This window comes from Streptomyces sp. bgisy130 (genome assembly GCF_057708345.1).
On sequence record NZ_JBYISA010000025.1, the window covers coordinates 1 to 11605 of the forward strand.

Consider the following 11605-nt stretch of genomic DNA (forward strand, 5'->3'; position numbering starts at 1 on the left):
AAACGACACCGGCACAACCGCGGCTCCGACGGCGGCCGGCCCACCGGATTCGACAGCGAACGCTACAAGAAACGCAACACTGTCGAGCGAGCCATCAACCGCCTCAAGGGCTTCCGGGCTGTCGCCACCCGCTACGAGAAACGCGCCTACGTCTACCTCGGAACCGTCACTGTCGCGACCCTCATGATCTGGCTCCGAACATGATCCGAGAAACAGCGCCTAGGCCTACCGGAGTCCGAACACGAGGCCCTGCGCGCCGAGTACGAGATCGTCTTCGCCCACGCCCTGACCACAGCGCCAGTCAGCCACACGACATGGCGTCCGTAGTAGTCCCTTCACGCCGCCGCGTAGCTCGCCCGGAACAGCTCCTGCGCACGCTCCACAGCCCTGGGAGTGCGCAGCTGTACCTCCAGGTCGCCGGTTCCGTGGTGACCGAGCCCGGTCACATCGCGAGTGAAGCCGGGCACGAGGTCGACCTGTTTGGGGTCAGCCTTGAGGTAGACTAACAACTTGGTCTTCTGCGACGGGCAGACGCACGCGAAGTTCCACAACGCTGGTACGCGCGGTACTGCTTGCGCTGGATGCGATTCACGCCGTCGCCCATCCCCAGGAGCACCTCGTCGACCGCCGACGCAACTTGCCTAGCGCCGCACTCCGGTCACCGCCCGTTCCCCTCCCGGCCGCATCCCCGCCCGCTCTCCCTCTCCTCCTCGCCTATGAATGGGCGACCGTCAGGTCCTGGCTGATCTCCTCAAGGGAGCGCTGTTTGGTCTCCGGGCATCCCCAGGCGAACACCAGCGCCGCCAGCAGCAGGGGAACCGCGCCGATCAGCGCGGTGGCGGCGATGGAGGGGACGGTGGCCGCGGCGACGGTGAGCGCGAGGATGAGGACACCGCCAGCTTTGGTCATCGCGGCGGCCAGGCCGGTCCCCCGCGAGCGCAGCAGGGTCGGATACACCTCAGCCGCATATCCCGTCACCACAGCCGCCAGCGAACTGACGCCGGCCAGCGGCACCACCAGCAGCAGCGAGAGCAGCAGTTGCCGGTCCGCCAGTGCGTCGCCGCCGACCACGAAACCCAGCAGGGGGACCACGGTGATCCCACTCACCGTGACGATGGTCTTGCGGCTTCCCCAGACTGCATACATCCATGCCGTCAGCACGGTGAACGGCAGACCCAGCAGGGCGGCATTGCGTACGACGTAGTTTGATTTGACCGTTGAGTAGCCGAGGTGTTGCAGGTTGGTCGGCACCCACTGCTGGAATCCGTAGGTCATCAGCCCGACGCCGATGCCGAGGATGGTGATCCCGAGGGTTGATCCCAGCAGCGGACGACGGAAGAGCGTGCGGTAGCCAGTTCGCTTGAGAGGCACGTGCACCTCGCCCCCCTCCGGCTCGGCCTCCTGCACCGCGGCGCCATAGCGGGCCATGACGGCCTCGGCCTCCTCAGTCCGCCCACGGGCGAGCAGGAAGCGGGGCGACTCGGGGATCCAACGGTTCAGTGCGATGAAGATCAGCCCGGTCGGCAGGCCGATCAGCCACAGGATGCGCCAGCTGTAGATGGGGATCAGCCATCCTGCCAGCCAACTCGTGATGACGTACGCCCCGGCGATGTTTCCGCCGATCAGCACCATCAGCCAGCCCCGGTGCCGGGCCGGGATGGTCTCGGCTATCAGAGCAAAGGTGATTGGCAGCATGCCGCCCGCGCCGATACCCATGAACAGGCACATCACCAGGTTCCAGGTGAAGCCGGGCATGGCGCCGCAGATGCTGGTGGCGACGAAGATCATCCCGGCGAAGATGAGTGAGGCGCGGCGTCCGATCCGGTCGCCGAGCGCGCCCCAGATCCACGAGCCGATGACGGTGCCGGTGATGCCGGCCAGCGGCAACCAGGAGACCGGGATGGTTCCTTGCGGATTGGCGGGCGACTTCAGCCCGTATTCCTCAGCGAAGCCCGGGGCCACAAAGGCCAGCGAGGTCGGCTTCATCACGTCGATCGTCACCGCGAACACCAGGACAATGACCAGTGCGATATGCGCGGGCCGGATCGGCGCGTCGTCCATCGCCCGGACCCGGATGCGGCCTGAGGAGCGCTGGATCTCCCTGCTGCGCCGGGGAACGAGCCCGTACAGCGAGGCAAGCAACCCGGCGACGATCAGCACCATGCCGGTGATCATTGCCGGGTCCGCCGGCATCCCGACGAGCTTGTAACCCATGTCACCGGCGTGCAGATACATCGGAAAGTGCAGCAGTACCCCGGCGGTACAGGCCAGCGCGCCCGCCCAGAATGCCAGCGGATGTTCGAACCCCCGGCCGGTCGATGCGCGACGCACGGGCGGTCTGCCCGGCGAACCGGCGAACGCTGAGCCCTTCTTCACCGGGCACCTGCCGGCAACATCTCGGCGACCACGGCACGCACCGGCTCGTGGTACGTCTTCTGGTCGGTCCATTCGTTGTAGGGGTGCTCCGGCAGGTGTGTCACCGAGACCAACTCGCCCGCGCGATAGCGGCGAACGACCGGATGCATATAGAGGGCCTCGTTCGCCGGATCGGCCTCCCACTCCCGGCCGGTCGCGATGTCGAACGGGTCGATCGCCGGGTATCCGGAACCGTACTCCACATTGACGATGAGGTAGTCCTGGCCCGCACCGAATTCGGGGCGGCGCGCGAGCTCGACGGGCACCTCTTCCCGTAGCCGCGAGGTGCCGTCGTCGTTCAGGACAAGGACGTCGCCGAGGAAACCGAACTGGTTCCACAGCCCGGAGCTACGGTTTATCCGCGCGAGCACGGCATCCGCCACGGCGCTGGCGTCTGCCGGCAGGTCCTGGCCGGGCCAGGTACGGCCCTCGTAGCGCTGCTCCAGGAAACGGTGCAGCGCGCGGGTGGAGTAGCGGAATCCGTGCAGGACACTGCTCGTGTATTTCCTGCGGTCGAGTACTTGGGTGATGGTCCCGGCCAAGAACAGGTCGGGTACATTCGTCGACTCCCACCCGGGTGTTATCTCCGCAAACCGGTCGTTGAGGGCAAGCCGGGGACGGGCGCTGTCGGTGAAGATTGTCGTGTCCATTTTAAAGCCGGTGCACACGATGACCCGGTCGTAGACATGGGTCATGACCTTGGGCCGCCGGAGATAGCGCTGGGTGACATGGTATTCGGAACCATGCCGCTCGATCCGGTCGATCGTCGCGTCCATCACGAGGTTCTGGGACTTGAGTTGGTAGGTGTCGAGGAAGTTGTTGTTCACCGCTCGCAGGTCGCCAGCGAAGTGGGTGCGCCAGGCGAAGGTCAGCGGCTTGGGGCCGAGGACGTGGATGACCGCGGCGTGCGCGATGAGGTTGTCGGCAGTCTCGAAGGCTGAATTCCCCTTGCCGATGATGAGGACGCGCTGGTCGTTGAATTGATGCGGGTCCACGGACACATCGTTGTAGGACTCCGCCAATTCGATGCCGGGGATGTCCGGCACATACGGCAGGGCGAGCCCGGTCGCGACCACGACCCGTCTGGCCTGGAACGTTGTGCCGTCCTGCGTGGACACGTGGAAGCAGCCGTCACGAGTGATCCCGGTGACGCGGGTGCCGTACTGGATCCGGACCCCGGTCTGCGCCGCGAAGTCGGCGAAGTAGTCGACGAGCAGGTCCGCGTTCGGGAAGTAGTCCTCGCTGTACCGGGTGAAGCGCAGCTCGGGGTCGTCACTGAGCAGTGAATTCCAGTCCATGCGCAGGTTGAGTTCGGGGTCGCTCCAGCCCGTGTGCGGCTTGTTGATGGAGATCAACTGGCGGTGCCGGGGAAACCTCCGGAAGTAGGATCCGGGCACCTCTTCGGCCTCAAGTATGAGGTAGTCGCGACCGGACTTCTCGAGGAAATAGCCGAGTTGAAGGCCCGCGGGCCCAGCGCCAATCACCAGGTAGTCAGTGGGTTCTGTCATCATTCGCTCTCCGTCTGCGCTCGTCGGGGATTCGCGCAGGGCGCGATCCGATCCGAAGGGGTCTAACGTCACGGCAATTGGGCTGAGGGTGACCGCGCGGCTGCCGAGAGTCAACGGCTCTTGATGTCTAGGCCAATTGACCTCTCGGTCACCGCATGGACAGGCGTGATGCCTCCAACAGGTGTGACCGTTGGCGCCGGAATGAATGTACTCGACACGGCGACATTTGCGCAGAGGGGGGGAACTCGGACTCTGAACAAACTTCTGGACTAACTGCCGTTTTCGGGAGAAGTCCCGTAGGGTGTTTTTCGTGAGCCACCACTTCCCTCTGGAGCCGGACCGCGCAACCATGGCAAAGATGGGCGATCTCGTTCTGGATCACGTCATGGATTTCATAACGGAACTGACGGACCGTCCGACAAACAATCCCGTTGGGCCGGCGGCAACGGCCGGTCTCGTAGCGGACTTGCTCGCAGCACCGCCGGAGCAGGCAGGCAACCTGGAAGAGCTACTCGGCCGGCTCGGTCTTGCTGCCGATTGCGCGCTGGAGACCGCAGGTCCCGGCTACCTTGCCTATGTTCCAGGCGGTGGTCTCTACACCTCAGCGCTCGCCGAGTTCTACACCCTGGGGGTCAACCGCTACGGCAGCATGGCCTTCACCGCACCAGCGTTGGTTGCGCTGGAAGAGAGCGTGCTGCGGTGGATAGCCCAGGACGTCAGCGGCCTTCCGCCCGGGAGCAGCGGCCTGCTCACCACCGGCGGGTCCATGGCCAACTTCTCCGCCCTGGTGACCGCCCGCCACACCCATCTCGGTGAGGACTTCGGGGCCGGAACGGTCTATGTCACCCCGTTCGCAAACCACTCGCTGACAAAGGCGGCACGGCTGGCCGGAATCCGGGAGCGGAACATCCGCGTCGTGCCGTGCACCGACGACCTCCGGATGGATGTCGAGGCTGCGGCAGCCATGATCCGAAGTGATCGTGCCACGGGACTCCGCCCCTTCCTGTTGATCGGTTCAGCCGGCACCACCCACACCGGCACCATCGATCCGCTTTCTGCCATGGCAAGCCTGGCTCAGCAGGAGAATCTCTGGTTCCACGTGGATGCGGCGTACGGCGGGTTCTTCGGACTCACCGAGCGTGGACGGCGGCGACTGGCGGGAATGGAACAGGCCGACTCGGTGGCCCTGGACCCCCACAAGACGCTGTTCCTGCCCTTCGGTACGGGCGCCCTCGTCGTCCGGGATCCGGCCAAACTCTTCGCCGCTCACGAGGGAACGGGCGACTATCTCCAAGACGTTGGCTCTTCCGGTGGGCTGCCCAATTACGCGCACCTGGGTCCTGAACTCACTCATGAGGTCCGCGGGCTACGTGTCTGGCTACCTCTGCACCTGCACGGTGTGTCTGCCTTCCGTTGCGCTTTGAATGAGAAGCTCGACCTCGCCGAACAGGTCTACGACAAGCTGGCCTGCGTCCCGTCACTTGAACTGCCCTGGCGTCCGGATCTCAGTACGGTGGTATTCCGGATCCGGCCACGCGACAACAGTGCTACCGCCGTGGCCGAGGCGGACGAGGCGACCCGCCGACTGCTCGACCGGGTCAACGCAACAGGGCGTGTGCTGCTGTCCAGCACCGTGGTGGAGGGCCGCCAGACCATTCGGATGTGCATCGTCATCCATCGCACGCACAGCGACCGGGTGGCCGAGGCTGTTGAGCTGATCATTGCGGAAGCGCTCAAGAACTGACCAGCCGCTCAGCCCGGACCAGCACGGCGATCACGCCGATCGTGCCGACGAACATGACCAACCGTCCGATCGACTGCCCGACGGATTCGTGGCGCAGCACGTACAACGTGGACACCGCCATGACGACGGCGAGCCCACCGAGTGCGGCCAGCCAGAAGAAACCTCATGGTCGGTCCTGGATCCAGCAAGTCACGGAGGCCTTGGTGTCCGGGTGGTGATCTGCTGCCGGTCGGCGAGTCGTCGACCCGCGCGGCGAGCCGGGCGTGGGTGCAGCCAGTCTGCGGGGTAGGCAACAGGGTGTCCGATGCGACGACCGGCGGCTTCGACCACTGAGCGGCCCGCTCGGCGGTGAATGTGCGCTCCATCTCGGCTAAGAGGGCCAGCAGCAGGAAGGCGGTCCGGCCCCTGCCTGCGGCGGCGGTGTTGATCGGCAGCGGGCCGGCCTAGGGGCTGTTCGCCGACGGCTCCGTCGTCGGGCTGCCCTATCTCCTGCACCCCGGGTCGTCGATGATGGTGACTGGTCCTGCATCGTTCCCCGGCGAGCCCTTTCTCACCACGTGCCCCGCAGGTCGGCGCTCGACGAGGGCCTGCGGCAGCTGGGCCTGGCCGCGAACTTCGCCTGACTGTGGACGTCCGACGCCCGAAGAAGAGGTGAGCGAGCGATGCGCAGAGGCCGCGGAACGGTCAACCGGGTGCTGCTCGGCCTGACCGTGGTGCTGCTCGGGGCGGGCGGCCTGCCTGCGAAGAGGGCCTCTCGGGCTGCCCACCGGCTGGCCCTGGTCGCGCCCCGACCAGGTGCTGCTCCCCGCGCAGCAGCACACCCGCTGGACGGACCAGGGCTGGTGGTGGCCGGTCGTCATCGCAACTGCTGGCCCAGCTCCGCCGCCACCGGCTGCACGCGATCCTCGTCGACAGCGGCGACCGAGGGCGCCCAGCTGCGCGGCCGGGCGCTGGAGGCCGCCCTCACGGCCGAATCGAGGCGCTGAACGGCGTCGACGGGACCGGCGTGCTGCTGACCGGCCCGCCGGAGCGAACCGCGGGTACGGGCCGTGTTGGCGCTCGCCCCCGAGGCCACCGAGCCGAGGGACGCGGCGGCAACCTCCACCGCCCCACCCACTACAACCGACACCTCCAGTGCGTCTTCTACACCTCCGCGCTGCTCAGCATCCGCTGTTGCGACGAGTCCCGCCGCTTCTACGACCGCAAGCGCGCCGAGGGCAAACGACACAGGCAAGCCCTCGTAGCCCTCGCACGGCGACGAGGCAAGGCCCTCCGGGCTCTCCTCCGTGACGAACGGTGCTACCAACCCATACCGACCGTCACGTAAGCCTTCGCTCGATGGTCGTGGTCAGGTGCTCGCCGGCTAGCAGTGCCGCGCCATGTGGCGAGGTGAGCGACCGAACACAGTTCGATGACTTCGGAGGCTGGTGCGATCCTTGGATCAGGAGTCTCTGACGCGTCTGGAAGCCTCAGTGCGCCGGACACGTATTGCCTCTCACGGACGAGGGTGCAGGCACATGGATACCTCTGGCAGCCTGGCGCTACTTGCCCGCCCATGGCTCCGAGGGCGCGGGCGGCGACTGGTTCGACGTGATTCCCCTGTCCGGGGCCCGGGTGGCCTTGGTCGTCGGAGACGTCGTGGGGCACGGGATCGACGCCGCAGCCACGATGGGACGACTGCGCACCACCGTTCGCACCCTGGCGGACATAGACCTCCCACCGGACGAGTTGCTGGCCCACCTGGACGACCAGGTACTCCGCCTGATCGACGAGGAGCAGACCGCCGACCCGTCCCTGACCCCCGCCGCGCTCGGCGCCACCTGCCTGTACGTCGTCTACGACCCGGCCACAAGCAAGTGCACCATGTCCCGCGCCGGCCACCCCCCTGCCGCAGTCGTCACCCCGGACGGCTCGGTGGCCTTCCCCGACCTGCCCGCCGGGCCTCCGCTCGGCCTGGGCACCCTCCCCTTCGAATCCGCCGAAGTCGACATCGCCGACAGCAGTGTCCTCGCCCTGTACACCGACGGCCTGATACAGACCCGCGACCAGGACATGGACCGGGGCCTTACCCTGCTGCGCACCGCACTGGCCTCCCCCCGGACGCGGCTCGACGAACTCTGCGGAACCGTCCTGGACGACGTGCTCACCGGCGGCCCCGACGACGACGTCGCACTGCTCCTCGCCCGCACCCACGCTCTGTCCGAGGACCAAGTGGCCACCTGGGAACTGACTTCCGACCCGACAGTCGTCGCAGACGCCCGCTCCCTGACCGCGGACCGCCTCACCGCCTGGGGGCTGGGCAGCCTGGTCTTCACCTTCGAGCTCATCGTCAGCGAACTCGTCACCAACGCCATCCGCTACGGCAACGGACGCATCCGGCTGCGCCTGATCCGGCAGGATGCGCTCATCTGCGAAGTCTCCGACCCCAGCAGCAGCGCACCACGCATGCGCCACGCACGCACCACCGACGAAGGCGGCCGCGGCCTATTCCTCATCGCGCAGCTGGCCCGCCGCTGGGGCACCCGATACACGGCCGACGGCAAGATCGTCTGGGCAGAGGAACGCCTCCCGGCGAACGACGCTCAGTACCAGGCGGCCTGACCGCCTCCTCGCGTCCGGCCAGCTCCAAGTCAACTACCGCCCGCGGCCGCAGGCGGCTCGTGCGCACCACCCCGCGAGAGCACCGGGCATCGCGCACGGACTCCTCCGACGCGCCACCAGATCCACCGGTGGATGCGGCTCAACGGCGGTTCCGGCGGACGGCCGACGGCGAGGGTGTCGGCCAGGGTGTTCAGTGCCTGGGTGTATCCCGCCCCATCGGCATGACACCCCCGTCGCATGGTGGCACTGGCGATGCCGCCCACGCTCTGCCTCCTCGACCTCCAGGCCGGCCAACTCCCCGAAGCGTCGCGACGAACTGAACCAAGGCCGCTGCTGCTGCCCGCGGGACGGGCTCGCGGCCGATGGCGGGACCACCGCCAGGTCCTCGAAGGCATCGTATTCAAGTTCCGCACCGGTCTGCCCTGGAGAGACCTGCCCGAACGCTTCGGCCCTTGGCAGACCGTCCATGGACGCTTCGCCCGCTGGGCCGCCGACGGCACCTTCGACCGCCTCTTCGCAGTCGCCCAGACGCGGGCAGAAGTGGACTGACTGGTCGCGATCGATTCCACGATCGCGCGGCCTCACCAGCACACTGCGGCCAAAGGGGGCTCGAAGAACGCGGACTCGGACGATCCCGCGGCGGACTGACCAGCAAAAATCACCTGGCCTGCGACGGACGAGGCAGACCGCTGGCTTTCCTGGTCACCGCCGGCACCCGCAACGACTGCACACAGTCCAAAGCCGTCATCAGCCGCATTCGAGTCCCCCGGCCGGGCCCAGGCAGTCCCCGGACCCGGCCCGAACGCGTCGTCGCGAACAAGGGCTACTCGGCCCGCACCTTCCGCACCTACCTCCGCCGGCGCGGGATCAAGGCGACGGTCCCCGAACGCACCGACCAGCTCGCAGGCAGAGTGCGCCGCCGGAACGTCACAGCGGGTTCAACGCTCCCTAGGTGTATTGATCACGAGCGTTGTTAATAGTCGGCTCGGTTTGATCAATGGCGAAGACCTCCGGTGTGGTGGAGGTGTCTAGGCTTCACCGCACAACGGAGGTCTTCGTGTCCCACTGTAATTGCCGGGCTGACGGTTCACGGCAGGCGGCTGCTGGTCGAACGTGTCCGCTGTAGACGGCCCGTGGCCCATGTGGCAGCCGAAATGGGGATATCGCGGCTACGGCCCACAAGTGGATGCGACGGTGGCGGGCAGAAGGCGACGCCGGCCTGCAAGACCGCTCCAGCCGACCGCACAGGACCCCACACCGCACTGCGCTGACGTCGAAGACCGCATCTGCACGCTGTGACAATCCCGCAAGTGGGGACCGGCCAGGATCGGCCCGGTCCTGGGCCTACCGGCCTCGACCGTGCACCGGGTCCTGACCCGCCGTGGCCTGCACCGGCTGGCCTGGCTCGACCGGCCGACCGGCGAGCCGATCCGTCGCTACGAACGAGCCCGCCCGGCGAGATGGTCCACGTCGCCATCAAGAAACTCGGCAGCATCCCCGACGGAGGCGGCTGGCGCACGGTCGGCAGGACCGCGGGCGCCCACAACAAGCAGGCCACTACCGGCCAGCGCAAGAGCTGCAAGCCGGTGATCGGCTACAGCTACATCCACTCCGCCGTCGACGACCACTCCCATCTGGCCTACAGCGAAGTCCTCATCGACGAACGCAAGGAAACCGCGATCGCCTTCTGGCGCCGGGCCCAAGCCTTCTTCGCCTCGCACGGGATAACCGTCGAACGCGTCCTGACCGACAACGGCTCCTGCTACAAGTCCAAGCTGTTCACCCGGACGCTCACCGCAGCCAGCATCACCCACAAGCACATCCGGCCCTACACCAGCAACAGCGAACGCACCGAAGCCCTGGCAGGCTTCCTCCACACCTACACCCACCACCGCAGCCACACCGCACTCGGCGGCAAGCCACCCGTCAGCCGTGTGAACAACGCTCCAGGTCAATACACCTAGGAGCGTGGTACCTCGCACAGCGGACCAAGGAGATCGCCGCCCGCCGCGGGACCGGCAGCCCGCCAATGAGCAGCTCTACAAAGAGGCCCAGACGAAGAACCTCGAAGGCCGCTCCACCATGAGCAAGGATGAACTGCGCCGCGCCGTCGGCCGGTGACCTGCTTGTCCCGGGCGGTCCGACACCTCACGCCGAGAGAGAGCGAACACCAACCGGTAGATACTCTGACCTCTGGATAGACTCCGGTGAGCGCGTGGGTCAGGCGTATTGACTGAGTCCGACACGGGGCTCTTGGGTAACCCAGTGGCCCGGCGCCTCGTTGAACAGCACCACGTCCCCACGTGACCGGTCAGGGCCTCGCAGCCATCACGCAGCGTGGCCCTGACCGGTGTTCAGAGGCGGACGGCTCCACCCACTTCCTGCTGGCGCGTGGACACCGGGGAGCGGGTAAACGACTGATTGGCCCGCCGACTCTCCCGGGGGCATCTGTGGCACCGGGCCTTGGCCGCTCAACGAAGCAGGAACCTCTCTGACCGGCACCACCCCGGCGGGCACCGGCACCGCCACCCTCCAGGTCACCACGCCGGGCGGCAGCACCCTGCACGAGTGCAGCGGTGATCGCCTTGCCCGAGTACGGCAGAGACCCATCTGTCAACAACGTCCACCAGTTTTAGACCTAGAGGCAAGTAACAGCGACTGATCGGAGGTCGGGGCTTACGCCTGCAACGGCAATCCGAACCAGAACTGGGTTCCCGGCTACATCGACGACTCCATGCGGAACCTCCTCACCCTGTACTCCCTGAAGCGGTGCGCGGCCGGTGAAAGCGACCTCAAGTGCACGTACACGCAGGACCGCGCCTCCACCGCGGCCGTCGGGCCGGAAAAGTGCGTGTCTGCCCTGTACAACAACACCCAGGGGGCCGACAACGAGAAGCCGACCGTTGCCTTTGCTGACACCACGGGGTGGTCAAATTCCGTGGGCGGCTCTGTGACGGTGAGTGCCGAGGTCGGCATCGAGGAATTCATCGTGTCGAAGGTCACCACCTCGGTCTCGGTCAATTACTCACACCAGTGGATAGGGCAGAACACCGTGACCAAGACCTACCCCTTCACCGTGCGGAAGGGCGAGTGGGGCTGGCTGACGCGTGCGCAGCTGATGAAGCAGGTCACCGGCACCTGGACCTTCTCGAAGGGCGACGCGACGTGGAGCGCTACCGGGACCTCCACCGTGCCGGCCGAGGAGGGCACGGACGGGGCGCAGAGCGTCATCACGCCGCACTCGTCGCCCAAGCCCCCCGCTGACTGCCCGACCAGCTGACGCCTCGGGAACTGCCCGTCGATGATGCTCAAGTGACCGCCCCCGGCCAGGACCGCA

8 protein-coding genes and 5 pseudogenes are annotated in these 11605 nt (G+C 66.9%); 9 read left to right on the forward strand and 4 right to left on the reverse strand.

Annotated features, from left to right (window positions below):
• Window positions 1-204, forward strand: a pseudogene (locus AC3EUV_RS26900) (IS5/IS1182 family transposase); the annotation flags it as partial.
• 131 nt (window positions 205-335) lie between these two features.
• Here AC3EUV_RS26900 and AC3EUV_RS26905 read toward each other — a convergent pair.
• From AC3EUV_RS26905 to AC3EUV_RS26915, 3 genes and pseudogenes are all read right to left on the reverse strand, one after another.
• Window positions 336-640 (reverse strand): annotated as a pseudogene (locus AC3EUV_RS26905) (DUF5655 domain-containing protein); the annotation flags it as partial.
• A 74-nt stretch (window positions 641-714) separates the two neighbouring features.
• Window positions 715-2376: an MFS transporter gene (locus AC3EUV_RS26910; protein ID WP_435604077.1), complete on the reverse strand. Its 1662-nt coding sequence runs from the start codon at window positions 2374-2376 to the stop codon at window positions 715-717.
• The gene (locus AC3EUV_RS26915; protein WP_435604078.1) at window positions 2373-3923 is read right to left on the reverse strand and encodes an FAD-dependent oxidoreductase; all 1551 of its coding nucleotides are present in this window, start codon (window positions 3921-3923) and stop codon (window positions 2373-2375) included. Before AC3EUV_RS26915 ends, AC3EUV_RS26910 begins: the two co-directional genes overlap by 4 nt.
• A gap of 310 nt (window positions 3924-4233) precedes the next feature.
• Here AC3EUV_RS26915 and AC3EUV_RS26920 point away from each other — a divergent pair, with 310 nt between their 5' ends.
• A complete protein-coding gene (locus AC3EUV_RS26920; RefSeq protein ID WP_435604079.1) occupies window positions 4234-5667 on the forward strand; it encodes a pyridoxal phosphate-dependent decarboxylase family protein in 1434 nt (477 codons plus the stop codon).
• Here the strand turns inward: AC3EUV_RS26920 and AC3EUV_RS26925 are convergent.
• Window positions 5657-5788, reverse strand: coding sequence for a hypothetical protein (locus AC3EUV_RS26925; protein WP_432146606.1), 132 nt, complete (start codon window positions 5786-5788; stop codon window positions 5657-5659). The genes AC3EUV_RS26920 and AC3EUV_RS26925 overlap by 11 nt on opposite strands.
• A gap of 541 nt (window positions 5789-6329) precedes the next feature.
• On the opposite strand from AC3EUV_RS26925, the gene AC3EUV_RS26930 reads away from it, so the two are divergent.
• The 7 genes and pseudogenes from AC3EUV_RS26930 (at window position 6330) to AC3EUV_RS26960 (ending at window position 11548) form a co-directional block, all read left to right on the forward strand.
• Window positions 6330-6653 carry a hypothetical protein gene (locus tag AC3EUV_RS26930; protein WP_435604080.1) on the forward strand — a complete coding sequence of 108 codons (324 nt, stop codon included), beginning with the start codon at window positions 6330-6332 and terminating at the stop codon, window positions 6651-6653.
• Window positions 6654-6760: 107 nt separating this feature from the next.
• Window positions 6761-6994 (forward strand): annotated as a pseudogene (locus AC3EUV_RS26935) (IS110 family transposase); the annotation flags it as partial.
• 218 nt (window positions 6995-7212) lie between these two features.
• On the forward strand, window positions 7213-8268 hold the full coding sequence (locus AC3EUV_RS26940) for a SpoIIE family protein phosphatase (RefSeq protein ID WP_435604081.1): 1056 nt from the start codon (window positions 7213-7215) through the stop codon (window positions 8266-8268).
• A 327-nt stretch (window positions 8269-8595) separates the two neighbouring features.
• A pseudogene (locus AC3EUV_RS26945) lies at window positions 8596-9188 on the forward strand (IS5 family transposase); the annotation flags it as partial.
• A gap of 150 nt (window positions 9189-9338) precedes the next feature.
• Window positions 9339-10232 (forward strand): annotated as a pseudogene (locus AC3EUV_RS26950) (IS481 family transposase).
• 4 nt (window positions 10233-10236) lie between these two features.
• Window positions 10237-10389, forward strand: a complete 153-nt coding sequence (locus AC3EUV_RS26955; RefSeq protein WP_435604082.1) for a hypothetical protein — start codon at window positions 10237-10239, stop codon at window positions 10387-10389.
• A 613-nt stretch (window positions 10390-11002) separates the two neighbouring features.
• Window positions 11003-11548: a hypothetical protein gene (locus AC3EUV_RS26960; protein ID WP_435604083.1), complete on the forward strand. Its 546-nt coding sequence runs from the start codon at window positions 11003-11005 to the stop codon at window positions 11546-11548.
• The last annotated feature ends 57 nt before the right edge of the window (window positions 11549-11605 follow it).